A 16,467-nucleotide genomic window follows, 5' to 3' on the forward strand; every position below is an offset into this window, starting at 1 on the left:
CTACTGTTATATTCTAAAATAAAAAACTGGTTCCTACTACAAAGAGTTCGTCGTTTTCCGATATGGAAAAAGTGCCTTTCAGCATAAAAGCATCAAGTATGCTAATAAATGTGCCAAAACCGTATGAGTGATGCCACTTGTCATCTATGCCATCGGCCTGCCACATGCGTATAAGGTCAAAATGCCCTAACAAACCCCAGTCAAACGGAGCAATGTAATTTGGCACCCGTAAAAGGCTCATTCTTACATCAACATTCTGATAAAAGAAAGCTTTTGATGAAAAGCGATTACGCCTAACCCCTCTAAAGTTTTTTATGCCATCAACAAAATTAGACTGGTAAAATGCATATGAACCAAAGTTATTGACATAGCCCGAACGCAAGGCCAGGGTCGTCTGTTTGGATGAGATATTAAGAGGCTGATAAAAGCTTAATGCTGTATTTAAATGCAAATATTCAACATGATTGTTGTTGATGCTGTGATTCCAAAGTAAGCGAGTATAAAATTTAATACCTCTATATGGATGAATGACATTGCTTAGATTTTCATACTTGTATTCCACTGCAGGAGCCAGGTAATTCTGACTTTGTGTTTGCCAACTATCTCCCACAAAGGTAGGGAGTTCTTCAAAGTTAATGTGCAGGTATAAAAGGCCAAATCGTAATTGTCTTGTTTGATCGTCAGACCTCAATTTAAGGTTGAGGTTAAGATGATAATCATTCATTTTTACATTGTATTCATCACTGTCAAAATCAATGTCCGTATAGTCGGTGTCACCGTAGTATTGGTATACATCGGGTAGGTTTATGCGTACATTACCTTCCAGATTAAAATTGCCCACTAGCTTGGTGTAGTCAAAGTTATAATAGAGGTTTAGTCCATTGATGTTAAAGGCGTAATTGGCCAGTGCCTTGTGGTAATATTTATATGGTTCTTTCTTAAAACCGTGCTTAGTATATTTAAAACCTGGTCCGATATAAAAGCCATCATCGGCATTATAGCCCAAGGAAGCCAAGGGCAAGAGCTTGTCGTATTTAAAGGCTTTGCGGTCGTAGTCATAGGCTTCACTATCCTTAACCGTTTTGAGTTTTGTGTCTGCGCCACCAATAACTTTGTTCTTACCTTTCGAATCGTACACCAAGGTGTGTTTTTTTAAGCCTTTAACCACTGAGTTATCTTCAATTTTATCTTCTTTAGGACCAGCAATTATTCTTACCAAAACACTTTTATCGCAAACGCCCTTTAGCTGATATTCGTCTTCTCCATCTAAGCCATAGAGTTGTACTTCTTGTGTTTCATCTGCATTAAATACACGGTGGTAATAGCGTTTCTTTTTTACTTTTTTACCCTTTTTACGTGGGTAAATATTTAGTTCTAACGAAGCACCTTCATGGCGAATTATCTCAAAATAATCGTCACCCAAAGTACCAGGTATGCTGACTGTTTTGGCAAGAATATCATAGTATTGTTCTGCTAGTTGCGGCAATTGATCACGCCTTGCCTTTAGTGTCGATATTATTTTATCCCCATTAACAGCGAATGCCTCAGGCGGTAATGCATGTATTGATTTTTCGATGCTTTCATCACTCAAATTTGCTTTTAACTCTTCGGCATTTCGTAACCAATCACTTTTTGATGCTTCGATTAAAAAGGCACGATCAAAATAACGAGCGTTAAAGTTTAATCCTGCAATGTCTCGCACTTCGGAGTCAAAAGACTGGAATTTTCTCATTAACCATTTACGGTTAACAATGGATGGTAATACGCCGTCAAATGTAAAATAAGCCTGGTCACGATCGCGAGGGATGGCTCTGTAAATTACTTTATCATTGGTTTTAAAGGTAGCCCACCTCCACTGGTCGTCGTGCCTATCCCAGTCGCCAATTGTCATGTCAAATAGGCGTGCCTTTAAATTGTAGTTCTTATCCACCACATGATCGTATTCGGCTTGCATTTTTCGAATGGCATCGGTGTAGCTTCTTACCTTTTCAGAATTACCAAACGATGGAGCATCAGACATGTCGCCATCAGGTCGTTCTTCAAACAAGCAAAACATACCCCCGAATTCATCCAGGTAATCGCCCAGTATCGAATCTTTGGGTACATAAACCAAGCGCGGATTACTGTGGTAAACACCTGCAGCCTTGGATAGCTCAGGAATACTAACTGCCCCATAAGGATGAGAACCTGCCATGCCATCGTAAATCACATCTTGAGCAATAGTACCACGTAATTCTTTCTCAACCAGAAAACGGGTGTTCTTCTTAACGCCACGCAAGGTGTATTCTTTGCCATCGGCTCCCTCCATTCGCAAGGAAATGGTCTGTTGACCGCCACCTTTTTTTATGGGATTCAGGCCACCTTTTTCGTAATGAATATCTAAATAGGGAACTTTTAGAGGGGTGGTCCACAGGTCGCGGTTGAGGTCTCCCTGAAAAAAACGTTTGAATGCTGATGCTGCCAGAGTAGAGTCAGGAACAACCTGAGCCCATTGGTTTTTATAGGATTTTTTGCTGACTGGAGCATTCATCTTTGTGACAACTGGCTTCTTTTTAAAGAGCATCTTTCTAAAGGCCATTAAAGCCGAGTTATCACTAGGGTTGATGGTGTAAAATTCAAGCCATAGTTCACCATTTTTGTAATATAAAAGGCGAGAGTAGCCTCGTTGTTCCGATCCAAATCCGAGGTGGATGTTGTTTTTGATGTAGGATGTTTTGCTGCCGCTACCACTTATAATGTGATGTATGTTTTCCTTATGATGATACTGAAGGTTGTGTTCATGGCCTGCTGTATAAACAATATCTTCATACTCTTTGAGCGCCTCACTAATTTGAAAGACCATATCGTTATAAACAGGGTGTGCCAGGTCTTGGTTATGGCCTATGAACTTGCGATAACCTGGGTAAATACTGCCGATAATGGGCAGTGGGAGGTAAGCCGACTCATTGATATGGGTCAATGGAAACAGATGATCTTTAAATTGAAAATACCCACCATGCGTACCATTACTGTACAAAGGGTGGTGGCCTGCAACAATAATGTGTTGGTGCCGGTACTTTTTAAGCAAATCTTTGAACAGTACCATCAGTTCAGCCTCATTTCGGCATTGACAATCATCCTTTAAACCACTTGATTTTTCAAAGGGGTGGAGCCACCATTGGGTATCGATAATAATCATTACCAAGCCTGGACTTAGTTTTACAACTTCAGGACCAGGGCAACCATTGCTAGGCAGAAAAACTTCTTTTCTGTCGAGGTAGTTTTCAATGTATTTTTCTTGCCTTTTAACGGCTTTCAAACCTCCCTTGTCGTATTTTTTCCAATCGTGGTTACCCGTGAGGAAAACCACATCTCCTTCAAAATCTTTGACAATGTCAAGTTGTGCATTTAGCCTTATCTCATCCTCCGCTCGGTGTTCACTTTTCTTTTTACGTAGTCCTTTGGGGTATATGTTATCACCTAAAAAGACAACACCTGTGTTTTTTTTATCACTAGCCTGTAGCTGAAGATGCAACTTGCTTAATACAGGCATGGAGTTGGTTGTGTCATCTCCCGCATCGCCAATTAAATAAAGAGAGTACAATAATTCGGTATTGGTAGGTAAATCTGGTGTCTGCTCAGTACTCTGGGCGTAGGCCTGGCCCAATACCAGAGGTAAAATGCTTAAAAGTGATAATAAACCGATCTTTATTAAGCTCATTTAATAAATTTTAGCAAGGTTGGGTACTTGATTTTCTTCTCATTGCTGATGAATAAGTCTCCGTTTGGTGCGAATGTTATGCCTTCGGGCTGATTAAAAATATCTTTAAATAGAGGTCTTTTTTGCAGTATTTCTCCTGCTGAGGATAAGATAAGCAACATTTTAGCCGTTGAACTTAATAGATAAATATTACCATCGGGATGAATGGCAATGGCCGAGGGGGAGAATAGTTTAGAGACCTTGTCTTTTGGAATTTTAAAAGCTGGATGTTTGGCATAGCTCATTGATCGTAAACTGAACTCATAAATTCTGATATAATCGTTTTTGTCTTTATCACCATGTGTTTTACATGCTACCAGCAATCGCTTATTCTCTTTATCCATGCATAAGCCTTCAAAATCAAAACCCTTACTATTCTTAAAATCATATGTTTTCGTCTTATCCTTTTTGCGCTTAATCAAGGTAATATCGCCATTGCTTTTAAGTACATAGATATCATTTTTATTAGCTGTTACGCCCTCATAATCGCCTTTTTTTCCAAAACGATAGGTATCGGTTATTTGTCCGTTGTTGCTATTCAAATAGTATAGTATGCCTTCTTCATCCTGCACAGCTAATATGATTGAATCGCTATAGTAGTGCAGGCCTGAGATCTCATTTAGCTCACTATCCAAACGAAATCCCTCTGTGGGAACGTGGAGCTTATAGGTATTCGCCTGATTAGTTTCGCAGGCATTTAAACCCAGTAACATTGCCAATATACCGTATGATAATAATCGCACCATATTTTATTACTTTGAAAATGCTGTTTGCTGCATTAATTCTTTTACAAATATAAACATCATCTCTTGCGATGATTTACTGTTGTTACCTTTCAGGTATTGATTGTTATTAACATTATCATTTATTCTGCCCTTTTTGCTGTCGGCCAATTGTGTTTTTATTTGTTTTAGCAGAAACGATTGAATGTTTGAGTCCCATATTGGAAAACACACCTCAATGCGGCCCGATAAGTTACGTGTCATCCAATCGGCCGAAGCAAGATATACTTTGGGGTTTCCGCCATTGTTAAAATGGTATATTCGTGTATGTTCTAAATACTGGTCAACCACACTAACAATGGTAATATTTTGTTGTTGTTTTTCTGTGAGAGGCGTGTAACAGCAAATACCCCTAACCACCAGTTTGATTTTGACACCAGCATCTGCCGTTTCTCGTAAATGATCGATCATTGATAGGTCTTCGAGGCTGTTAACTTTTATGTGTACAAGGCCTTCTACACCTTGCTTTGCCAAACGTATTTCCTTGTCTAGCAAATCAGCTAAACTTTGACGTAGGGTAAATGGAGCAACCAATAAGTGATGGAATTTGGGATTACTGGTTTCTTTTTTCATATACCTGAACACCTCATTGAGCTCCGTTGTGAAACGCATATCGGCTGTTAGTACTCCATGGTCAGCATATATTTTAGCCGTTTTCTCATTCAGGTTTCCAGTTCCCAGGTAGGCATAAACAGCACTGCCTGTATTTTCCTTTCGATGTATGGTAAATGTTTTGGCGTGTACTTTAAGTTTGTTAAGGCCAAACTTAACTTTGGCACCTGCCTCCTTTAATCGTTCGCCCCAATAAATATTTGATACCTCGTCAAAGCGTGCCTGAACCTCAGCCAGTACAAATACATGCTTACCTTTTTGCGCCGCCAGTTCCAGTGCTTTACAAATGTCCGATGAATCGTTGACTCGGTAGAGGGTAATGTTAATTTCGGTCACATCGGGATCTTCAGCTGCCATCATCAAAAAGCGCGACACATAGTTAAAGTCCTGGTAAGGGTAACTTAGAAATACATCTTGTTGCTGTATTTCATCAAACCAATTATTTGACTCATCCAAGCGAGTGCAAGGTACTTGTGCTTGATGTGAAAAATAAAGGTGCATTTTGTCCTTAAACTCAGGAAAAGTGAAAAAGTCGTAATAACTGTGGTATTTGCCACCAGGAATCAAACTTGTCATGTCCAGGTTCATCTGCTTCCTCAGCTTGTTGATGTATTTAAAAGGAATATCTTCGTTAAATAACAGGCGGCTGGGAAGTCCTGTCTCTCGCTTTTTCAAACTCTTTTTAATTTTATGCACAATGTCAGCATCCTGCTCATCATCAATGTATAATTCCGCATCGCGCGATATTTTAACCGCATATGCCTTTGCATTAACGCCCACAAAATGTTTGAGGTTATACCGAAAGATATCGTCCAATTGAATTATCCGTGTTCCTTTTTTATCATTATGAAGTGTAATAAAACGCCCCCATTTTTCATAGTCCATCTCCAATAAATATGTTTTTTGCCTATCTAAAATATAGAGGTAAATCGCCTGGTTCTTAAGTTCAACATCTGGTTCATTAGTGATATCAATCAGCGAGAAATCTTCTTTTATGTGTTGTTGAAAATATTGTTCGGCTAACTGTTGATCTTGATCATTGAGTTTATCAAATAAGAAGTGAATGCCTTCATGTGACATGGCGGGCAATAGCAAATGATAAAAGAGCTCGCCTAGCTTTTCTTGTTGCTTACTAACGATGCTATTAATTTCCTGAAGTATAAAGGAGGGGCGATAAGCGTACTTGTTTTTCTTATCGCCTTTATATTTTTGAGAGAAGCGGAGACTAGCCACTCGCACTTTATAAAATTCTTCGAGGTTGGATGAGTAGATGGCAATAAATTTGAGGCGTTCCAAAAGAGGGATATCAGGGTTTTCAACTTCCTGTAGTATACGCTCATTAAAAGCTAACCAACTGATGTCGCGATCAATGTATTTCATAGATTATAAAGATTATAACTCTTGCCTCAATTTTTTAAATAATGTCTTCCAGGGCATCTGTATTGTTGAAGTTAATCTCGACCCTTAGCGCTCTTAAGCCCGAGGCTCCTTTCAGATCCTCCAACTCTAAGTCTTCAACCGTTTCATGAAGATAGTTCTTCGAAATAAGATAATCAATGTATCGGCTATACTCTGTTATTTCGTTTGAGTGCGAATAGATGATGGCAATTTTACCCACCTGAGTTAAGCGCTCGTTGCTTCCTTTAATCAAGGCTTTATCTATGCGTTTTTTAGTTATCTCGTAACGTATATTGTACGCTCCTGCAACATCAAATTTCTTTTCATCCAGCCTAAAGGCGATGCTCAAGGGCTTGGTATGTACCAATATAAGTTGTGTAATATCTAGCTTAGTTGTAAGTGATGCTTGTAAGTTATGTACCGCACGTGCCACCTTAACCTTTAGTAGAAGTTGCCATAAACGCATGTTGTTAAGGTAGAGTTCACTGTATTTAAGCCCCCTAACCATTGATTGACCAATGTAAGCATTGTACTCTATGCCATCAGTTCGGTATTTTTCAAAGTAATGAGGGAATACTTTTTGAGCTTTCTTTTGTTCATCATCAATGATTTCTGATACCTTGTCGTTTATCAAAGTCAGGCTTTCTTCAAATTGCTTTCGCCTTTTGTATAAAACGTTTAACTCAGTGTCCAGACTGTTAAAATATTGCTTCACAGGCTCGTTGGCGCCTTTGTAAGTATCTTTTAAAAGAATAAGAATAGGGTTTATTTCTTTAGTAAGGAAATCGATGATACTTACTTCATCACCAGCTTTGAGTCCGGCTTTTACAGTGTCAAGATGTTGTTTAATTTTGTAGCTTAAATTATTAAGCAATGGAATGCCTGTTTCCTTTACTTCATTTTTTACTATGATTAAAGCAAGTTCTAGTTGCTCAGATAGGTCTGCCTGAATGGCTTCGTTGCGAATTACCGACGAAGCCCTAATGTCTGAAGCACCATAAAGGGGCACCACATCCTTAAATAAAATAGGTTCATTACTTACTGCATCACCGTGTGGTTGATTGAGTTGTTGAGCCGCAATTTCTCTGAAGCGCCACTCAACGGTAGGATGAATAGCGGTATACTCTTTTTGGATAACAGCCCTTACCTTGTCGCTCCAATCATCTCTTGATCGTTTTAGAGCCAAGGCAAATATTGGAAATAACTCATACAAGAGTTTTATTTGCAAGGTATTTAATTCATTGGCTTTGTAGCAAGCGAATTCTAACATGCCCACCACTTCATCGTCGAGCAATAATGGTACAACGGCATGACTACGAATGCCTTTTTTTAGAAAAGCATCCACAACAGAGTTTCTCTCTATTGACTCAAGGTCGCCTGTTAATATTATTTGCTTTTCTCTATATGCCCTCTCATATACCGAACCTTCGTATTCCGAACAGCTCAATTCACTTTGTGGAATAATGGTGTTCCAGATGTAGTTCTGGTTAAGTGTCGATTCAAAATCCTGATTGGCTGCAAAACCGAATTCAACATTGGGTTTCTCCATTAATGCCCTTACCCGCTCCAGTATTTTATTGAATCCATTCTTGGTTAAAAAGGTTTCTTTTTCCAACAAATCCGACTTCAGCTCTGAGATAACATAGCTTCTGGTTACATCAAACTGGTTGAACTTTAGAAGTCCAGTAAATTCGTATTTGCTGAGGGGTATTTTGCTATTCCAATAGTCTAAATCATTCTCTTTATCCAGTAAATCTTTAATGTCTTCAGATGAAAAATCAGGAACATCACCCAGTCGCTTTACCCGTAAGAAGCGTGTGTCAATTTTAACATTAAAGAATTTAACCGATTGATTATCTTGATTTGTGACCTTAAAGGTAAATGGCATTTGTTGAGGTAAATCCATGCCATATTCCTTTTGCATGATGATCAGGAATGATTGATACAGCATCGATATGAGCATTTTATCCTTTTTAATATCCTTACTGATGTCCAAAGTTTTATTATCTCCCATAAATACTTCCTGGTATAAAGGAGTCGAATAAATGGGCTCAAAACGAAAAGGCATATGCACTGCGGCATATTCCATATCGCTTGCCATTGGGTTAATCATAAAGGATATCATTTGCTCCAGCAAATCATTGTGAGGTTCTAAGTCTGATAAGTTCTCAATAACAGATTTAAATATTGGAGTCTTATCCACTTTAAGCAATACCTCTTTGGCCATACTTTTCATCGGATGAGACTTTTTATTGCTTATTTGTTTTATCTCTTCAATTAAATACTCAAAGCTGAGCGAAGTTTTAAACGGTATTTTATTTAAATGGCAATTGATTGTATTGCGTTCTTGATTCATCATATCCCTAGGTTTACAAGGCAAGTTAGACATTCACCCAGCTTGGATACATTTAAATTGTACCGAAGAGGAAATTACAGTTCTAAGACTGCAGAATTACAGAATGAACAAAACCACCTATTGATATAACATCCTAGTTATTTTAATGTTTGATGTATTATCATATGTAATTGGCGAGATAGAGTTATAGCCAATAAATTGTATGAAAAGAGAAGAGCTCACACGCACATGATGATAATTAGCCACGTGAGATTTGTAAGACCATTTAGTGAATGGTTTAAGAACAATAGCGTCCGAACGTTTTGTTTCAATGTTTATTGTTTATTTCAAACGGCCTCAGCTGGTGAGCCAAAAAGCAAGGTTGAATTATTCAGTTTTGTTTATTCTTAATGGTCTTCATGAAGAGCTTCGCAATTTGACGGTTAAAAATTGATTTCTGTTTGAGACTTTTAGAGGTGCGGAAAAAGGCGAGTTTAATCAATTTCAGTCAATCAGACGTAGTCCTTTTGAGTAAAGCGGGTGTAGCCTTGATGTTTTTTCCTTAGTTTTTGTCATTAAGAACATCGGAACAATAAAGAATTGAGTATTCTTAATTGTTTCAGCATACAGTCGGGCTTGGGCGAAGCGCCAATTTAATTAGAACAATAAAAATATAAGTTTATACTTAAAGATCCTTTTATAAAGGGATATTGATATCGATTTCTTTACGAAGTTTGTTTTTATCCAACAAGCGTTTTTTGGTAATGAGGTACATCAGTCCACTAAACTTTCTTGCGCCGTAAGGGCACACATCAATACAGCGTGTGCAGGCAATACATGTTTTCTTACAAGTTTTCTTAGGGTTGCTTTTGTCAATAGCGCCAACAGGACATGCCTGAACACATCTGCCGCAAAAGTTACAATTTGAATTGGTTTTTGCTACCAAGGGAACATGTCCCTGTGGCCGTAGGTTTTTGTTGTCAGATTGTTGTTGATGGCCTCCATTCATAATACGAGAATGCATCACGCTTTTCCTCCCAAATTGTTCAGCTTTATCCAAATCATTCTGATCTGGTCGCCCTTGGCCTAACTCGGGAAACAAGGAGTGGCGCGCAACAAAAGCACCACTGCTTATGGGTATAAAACCAGCTTCAACACTTATGTTGCTTAGTTCATTCAGTGTATCTTCGTAATGGCAGTTACCATACGCACAACTTATTATTGCGCGAGCTCCATTACCATTAATTTGTGAAATAAACTTGGTAGCAAGGGCTGGAACGCGACCCGAGAATGCTGGAACGCCGATAACGGCAATGTCCGTACTTGATAGTTCAATGCTTTTGTTTAAGCCTTGGGTAATATCATAAGTAATAAAGTCCTTATCAATACCACTGGCTATTGCTTCAACTATTTTTTTTGTTGAACGGGCAGGACTAAAAAAGATGGCGATTACTTTTCTATTAAGCATTACTATTGGGCCTTTTTGTTGTTTAGCTTTATTAAGTACACCTTATGGATGCAAAAATAGAGCTAATTGGTACCTCTAAAATTGACCAAAGTCATGCTTGTGGTATGTTACAAAACAGCTTGGGTTAAAAGTTGGTAAAATTGTATAATACTCTTAAATTATTGATTCATATTCTGAGAAATGATCATGCCTTATTTAAATAAATCAGCATTGGTCAATTGTTACCAAAAGTAAATTGTAGCATGCCATTATTTGCTACATGTATCGAATATTTATTAATGGCGTTGCATTGAGCAATTTGACGACTCGTGTATGGTTATTTAGTTAAATTGATTTACATGTATGATCATTGTAGGAGTACTACTTCTTAAACAAAACTGTTGTGAACAAGCAGTTGCACATTTTATGTGAGTGTCAACAACCAGTTTAAGCCCAATTTGGTGAATATTTGAAGAGTTTTGCATATTATGGGATAAAATTTTTAAAATAAGTGACTGTTACGTTTTGGAACGTAAGCATAAGGGAGTTGCTATGTGGGTATTATTGTAATTTGTATAAATCACATCAATTATATTTATCTATAATTTTGATACTTAGTTATTTTTTTCTTTATTCGAATGTCTTAATATTTTATCTTGAACAATTTTTGAGAATGAGAAAACAAACGCTTGATAAGCGGCTATTGGTGGGGGGTGCGATTGATATTGTTATAAATATATGGCCGTTAAGATTTTTGTTTGCATTACTATTCATCACATATACTGCGAAAATTAGTGGTCAGGATTCCTTGGGTATAAAGCCTACCTATCAATATTCATTACTGGAGCTGTCGCAATTAAAGACCATTACCGGATCTATTAAAGAAGTCAAAGTCAATAAGTCACCTTCAAATATAACTGTTGTCACTGCCAAGATGATAGAAGACAGGGGGTATCAAACGCTGGTTGATATTTGTCAGGACATTCCTGGGTTTGATTTTATGCTTTATAATGAAGGCAATGGAGAATACCCAACTCACAGTATGAATCGAGGCATAGGAGAGGTCGGGAATTCGGAGATATTGGTAATGGTAGATGGCATTATTCAAAACAATATTAGTTTTAACTGGTCCTCTTTATGGACCTTTGAAAACATGCTCATTGATATTGAGCGAATAGAGATTGTACATGGACCTGGTTCTGTTATTTATGGTGCACAAGCATTAACGGGAATCATCCACTTTATCACCAAGTCCAACCAAGAAAGGATAATCGTTAAGCCATTCTTTGGTTCATATAAAACACGCGGTGCCGATGTGTTGGTAGGGACTAAAATTGGTGAGTCGGCCCATTTTTCTTTAGCATTACATACCTTGTATTCAGATGGAGATAAAGGTTTAAATCGTTATGATCCTGGTGAGTACTTTAAAGAGAAAAGATACCCTGTTTACTTTACTAAAGATTATAATTACGATGGTGATTTACTGTACAATCAACCCAATACGTCGTATGGTGGTAAAGCTATTCCCGAGGGTTTCAACACAAGTCAAACTAGTTTTGCTATAAGAAGTAAGTTGCAACTAAAAAAGTCAACTTTGGGCTTTTTCTACAATGATTATTTACGTGGTTACGGGCCTACCATTGTATCGTACGAATATGACTTAACAGATAAGGAGAATACAACGCATTATAGAACTTTTCATGCATATTTTAATAACAATGCGCCATTATCTGACAAGCTGCAACTAAATTCATCAGTCGTATTCAGGGGTACTAACATAATTCCTGATGGTGGATTTAAATATTTATACCGATTCCCAAATCTGCGAAAAAGTTATGGAGCATATGCTTACCAAGGTTATATAGAGGAACGTCTGGATTGGAATGTCAATGAAAGAAATGATTTTTCTCTAGGTCTCAAAGCCAGTTTAAGTCGAAAAAGTGATCGGGTGGTTTCATTAGGTGATTATCCAAGCAATAAATACTCAACATCATCATCGTGGGATGAAGCGGTTAAGGATGATGGCAGCCTAAATGTTCCAAAAGCTTATCCGGTTTTTAATGTTAGTGAAGTTGCTTTGTTTGGTTTGTGGAATAAACAATGGAAGCAATTAAGTTATTCCTTAGGATTACGTTATGATTATAGTTCTGAATTTGGTAATATTTTTAATCCGCGGATGACATTTGATTATCATCCATCAGATTATTTTGGAACTAAATTATTATTTGGTAAGGCATTCAGGCAGCCAAGTATTTTTGAATTGGTGAATGAGTTTAGAGGTAACCCAAATCTTATTCCCGAAAAAATTTATACCTCTGAATTACAATTGCGAAGTCTCCTTTTTAATGAGAAATTATCTCTAAAAACGAACTTTTATTTATCTGTAATTGATGATCGCATTGGTAAGGTTAATGACCCCACATCTTTATCAGGCGAGCGATTCGAAAATATTGAACGAATGACGATAACAGGAATGTCTTTCGATTTAAATCGTCAATTACATAAGTACATTCGGTATAATGTCAATTATAACTTTATCGTTGGCCTTGATAACAATGAAATTTACACCATTAATCGAACAGCAAAACATAAATTAAATGCTGGGCTTAATACTGTTTTATTTAAAGAAAGAATTATTGGTGATATGCGCATGAATTGGGTTGGTAAACGAAAAGCACCAGATGAAAATGTTTGGATAAATACTTATGAAGGTGGATATGCACCATCCTATTTAAAATTTAATATGGCACTATCTTATAAGTTATCACCCAACCTAAAATTTCAGTTCGTCGTGAACAATCTTTTTGATGAACAGTTTTACGGTATTGGACGAGAGACCGGATCGGCCTTCGCGGATGATTATCATCATGAGTCAAATATAAATCCTGATGGTTTAATTCCGGCATACCACCCACAACCAGGTAGAACATTTTTAATTAATATTACTTGGGAACAACCATCGAATATGATTACTAAAGCATGGGATAAAATCTAAAACATTACATTTACAATACCAAAGTCAATAATCTATTAAATGAATAAGGAGCAGTTTCGCCACATAGCCATAGTTTTACAGCTGTTGATAGTGACTGCCTTTAGTGATGTTCAGGCTCAACAAGTTGAGCGGTCAGAACTTATTGGTGCTTACATTTATAATTTCGCCCGCCTTTCGTCTTCAGATTTGCAAAAAGAAAAGTCAAGCTACAACATTGTATTGATAAGTGAAGAGCCATCACTCATAACTGAGCTTAGAGCGCTTGAATCGAGTTTAAAAATCAATGATAAGGAAATTAAAATCTTTGTAGCCGACGAAATAGAAGAGGAATATAAGCAAAGCTGTTTGATCGTAATTGGAGAAGACAAGCAGAAATTATACGATGAAGTTTTTGATAAGACCAAGGATTATGGTACGCTGCTGGTGAGCATAAATAATCCGAATCCCCGGAATATTCTTTTTAATATTTATGATACACCAGATGGTAATCTTTTGTTTGAGATTAATAAAGGAAATATATACGAGCGCAAGATCGGGATCAAAAGTGAGATTGAATTGATGGGTGGAACGGAGATCGATGTTAAAGAACTATACCTTCAAGCACAAAGCAAGCTTGTAGAATCCGAGAAGCAGCTAAATACTCTAAAATCAGTAATTGATAGCACAAATTCGATCATTGTGCGATCTGAGAAGGAAATTGAAAATTATAAAGGTGAGATTGAAGCATACAAAGAGGAAATGAAGCAGCAAAAGCTTCTATATGAACAACAATTTGAAAGAAGTAAAAACCTTTCGGATAAACTTATTGAACAAAAAAAAGAAGTTTCAGAAAGCAAAGTTTACTTGGGAGATATACAGGATAGTTTACATGCATTAAAACTAGAGTTGAATGCATCGAATGATGAAATTTATAATAACAGGCAGATACTTAGTCGTCAGCGTGAAGCTATGAATACTAAAGAACTTACTCTGCAAGAGAAGAATAAGGTTATCAGCCAGCAAAAGAATACAGTAATTTCGTTTATTATTGGTTTTGTCGTTGCGTTCATTATTTTAGTTCTTCTTTATCGAAGTGAAAAGCAAAAGCGACAACAGAACAAACTTCTTGCTAAGCAAAAACAGCAACTTGAGAAGCTAAATAGTACAAAAGATAAGTTATTTCGAATTATCTCACATGATTTATTGAGCCCATTTTCTGGTATGTTGGGTATTGCCAATATTCTGAATGTTAGTTATGGTGAATTGAATGAGAGCGAACGGAAAGAATACATTGAATTGATCAATGGAGAGATGGAGAATTATTTAAAACTCCTCAATAATTTGCTGGAATGGTCCAGGTTACAAACGAATGATATTCAATTCTCGCCATCTGTTTGGAAGCTAATAGATGTCATTAAAACAGAAACAGATAATGTTAACATGAGTGCCTCTCATAAAGACATATCTATTTTATTTGATGATGATATGGAATACATGGTAAAAGCAGACAAAAACATGGTTTCTATTATGTTGAGAAACTTACTGATGAACGCAGTTAAATATAGTGACAAAGGCAGTATTGTTAAAATAAAGTGTCATGTATCAGGTAATGCAAATCCGAATTTAACCACCGTTTCTATTATAGATGAAGGAATTGGTTTTGACAAGCAAAATTTGGAGCTTGCATTAGATAATGGGGTTATGGCATCTAAACCTGGAACAATTGGTGAAAAAGGAACGGGACTTGGCTTGTTTCTATGTAATGAGTTTGCCGAAAAACATGGTTATAAATTAAAAGTAGAAACCGAGGTGGGGATTGGTAGTAAAATTAGTTTCTCCTTAGACTCAGTCTCCTAGTTCGATGTGGGTAAGTGCTGGTTTTTTTGATATTCTTTACATCTGTAGTTAATCGGTTTGTTAAGTACAAAAATAGAAAACGAGTGTTTTTTAGTCTTTTAAAAGTGATATAATCTCTTATTTTTTGAATTATAGAACGCCTTTTTACGTAATTGATTTTATAAATAATGATTACAAGTACATTCATACCTGTTTTTAAAGCAGTACTTTCCATATTTCTTATTGCCATCGCTAGCGGCATTATGGTACGTCGTCAAATAATAAAACAAAGCGACATTCAAAGCATGTCCCACATTACCATTGTAATTTTACTGCCTTGTCTATTCTTTGCCAAGATAATTAGTAGTTTCGATCCATCTGGTTTTGTGTATTGGTGGGTGCTTCCTTTGGTGGCCTTCGTTATGATAGGAGTAGCTTTGGGAATAGCTTATCTGCTTTTTTATAAACAACGCAAACAGAAGAAAGCCATTATGGCTGTTGCTTCGTTCATGAATGCCAATTATATGGTGTTGCCTATTGCCATTATGCTCTATTCTGTTGAGTTGGATGAGTTTTTGACCTATTGTTTCATGTTTATTTTAGGTGTTAGCACAGCTTTGTGGAGCATTGGTAAATACATGGTGACCTCGGGTGAAAACGAGTCCATAAAAATGAAAGAGATTGTTAACCCGCCTTTAATAGCAAGTCTTGGATCTATACTTATTGTGTTATTGGGGCTGGAAAATTATATTCCATCAGCGATTATGATACCCGTCGATTTTCTGGGGCAGGCCGCCATTCCTATTGCGACCATTGTGCTGGGAGCGACGCTTGGTTCTATTTCAGTTCGACACTTACCACCCTTCTCCGACGTTATTAAGGTGGTGGGAATTAAACTATTTCTAATGCCTGCTTTGGTAATCGCACTTTTATATTGGACTCAGTGGCTTCATGACTATCCCTTAATTGCCGATTTATTAGTGTTGCAGGCTTCTGTTGCGCCAGCCACATTGCTCATTGTTCAGGTTCGTAAATATGGTGGTAATGCGCAAGAAGTAGGTAGTATGATGCTGATCAATTACATTATTTGCCTCCTTACAATTCCTGGCTGGCTAACTATCTGGCGAATGTTAATAGCATAATTGCTCTTGCTATGGTTTAAAAGCTTATCCATTTAACGGAACAATATGTACGGGTCAAACATCAAAAAATCACTTGGGTCTTATGGAGTAAATTTTTGATCAAATATGATTTAGGTAGTCATACCTGCTAAAGAATATTTGAGCCTATTAAAATAGCTTATTCAACGTTATGTCCTCAAACAGAAAAATCATGGTATTCTCA

General features: G+C 37.1%; 8 protein-coding genes. 3 read left to right on the plus strand and 5 right to left on the minus strand.

Annotated features, from left to right (window positions below):
* Positions 1-13: 13 nt before the first annotated feature.
* The 5 genes from FNN09_RS12015 to FNN09_RS12035 all read right to left on the minus strand — a co-directional run bounded on the left by FNN09_RS12015 (position 14) and on the right by FNN09_RS12035 (position 10,334).
* Entirely contained in the window at positions 14-3,700 is a 3,687-nt protein-coding gene (locus FNN09_RS12015) for a metallophosphoesterase (protein ID WP_143302608.1), read from the minus strand.
* A complete protein-coding gene (locus FNN09_RS12020) occupies positions 3,697-4,485 on the minus strand; it encodes an SdiA-regulated domain-containing protein (RefSeq protein WP_143302609.1) in 789 nt (262 codons plus the stop codon). Before FNN09_RS12020 ends, FNN09_RS12015 begins: the two co-directional genes overlap by 4 nt.
* A gap of 6 nt (positions 4,486-4,491) precedes the next feature.
* Positions 4,492-6,513, minus strand: a complete 2,022-nt coding sequence (gene ppk1, locus FNN09_RS12025) for a polyphosphate kinase 1 (RefSeq protein ID WP_143302610.1) — start codon at positions 6,511-6,513, stop codon at positions 4,492-4,494.
* A gap of 34 nt (positions 6,514-6,547) precedes the next feature.
* Positions 6,548-8,890: a GAF domain-containing protein gene (locus FNN09_RS12030; RefSeq protein WP_143302611.1), complete on the minus strand. Its 2,343-nt coding sequence runs from the start codon at positions 8,888-8,890 to the stop codon at positions 6,548-6,550.
* A 673-nt stretch (positions 8,891-9,563) separates the two neighbouring features.
* Positions 9,564-10,334 (minus strand): 4Fe-4S binding protein, encoded by a 771-nt coding sequence (locus FNN09_RS12035; protein ID WP_143302612.1) that lies wholly within the window; start codon positions 10,332-10,334, stop codon positions 9,564-9,566.
* 652 nt (positions 10,335-10,986) lie between these two features.
* Here FNN09_RS12035 and FNN09_RS12040 point away from each other — a divergent pair.
* From FNN09_RS12040 to FNN09_RS12050, 3 genes are all read left to right on the plus strand, one after another.
* Positions 10,987-13,308: a TonB-dependent siderophore receptor gene (locus tag FNN09_RS12040; RefSeq protein WP_143302613.1), complete on the plus strand. Its 2,322-nt coding sequence runs from the start codon at positions 10,987-10,989 to the stop codon at positions 13,306-13,308.
* A 39-nt stretch (positions 13,309-13,347) separates the two neighbouring features.
* On the plus strand, positions 13,348-15,144 hold the full coding sequence (locus FNN09_RS12045; protein ID WP_143302614.1) for a YfiR/HmsC family protein: 1,797 nt from the start codon (positions 13,348-13,350) through the stop codon (positions 15,142-15,144).
* A 167-nt stretch (positions 15,145-15,311) separates the two neighbouring features.
* A complete protein-coding gene (locus FNN09_RS12050; protein WP_143302615.1) occupies positions 15,312-16,265 on the plus strand; it encodes an AEC family transporter in 954 nt (317 codons plus the stop codon).
* The last annotated feature ends 202 nt before the right edge of the window (positions 16,266-16,467 follow it).

It is taken from the genome of Carboxylicivirga sp. M1479 (assembly GCF_007097485.1).
Lineage (GTDB): Bacteria > Bacteroidota > Bacteroidia > Bacteroidales > Marinilabiliaceae > Carboxylicivirga.

Bases quoted from the DNA above. Each gene is read 5' to 3' on its own strand.
- ppk1 (WP_143302610.1), bottom strand. From the start codon at position 6,513: ATGAAATACATTGATCGCGACATCAGTTGGTTAGCTTTTAATGAGCGT.
- FNN09_RS12050 (WP_143302615.1), top strand. From the start codon at position 15,312: ATGATTACAAGTACATTCATACCTGTTTTTAAAGCAGTACTTTCCATA.
- FNN09_RS12030 (WP_143302611.1), bottom strand. From the start codon at position 8,890: ATGATGAATCAAGAACGCAATACAATCAATTGCCATTTAAATAAAATA.
- FNN09_RS12015 (WP_143302608.1), bottom strand. From the start codon at position 3,700: ATGAGCTTAATAAAGATCGGTTTATTATCACTTTTAAGCATTTTACCT.
- FNN09_RS12045 (WP_143302614.1), top strand. From the start codon at position 13,348: ATGAATAAGGAGCAGTTTCGCCACATAGCCATAGTTTTACAGCTGTTG.
- FNN09_RS12020 (WP_143302609.1), bottom strand. From the start codon at position 4,485: ATGGTGCGATTATTATCATACGGTATATTGGCAATGTTACTGGGTTTA.
- FNN09_RS12035 (WP_143302612.1), bottom strand. From the start codon at position 10,334: ATGCTTAATAGAAAAGTAATCGCCATCTTTTTTAGTCCTGCCCGTTCA.
- FNN09_RS12040 (WP_143302613.1), top strand. From the start codon at position 10,987: ATGAGAAAACAAACGCTTGATAAGCGGCTATTGGTGGGGGGTGCGATT.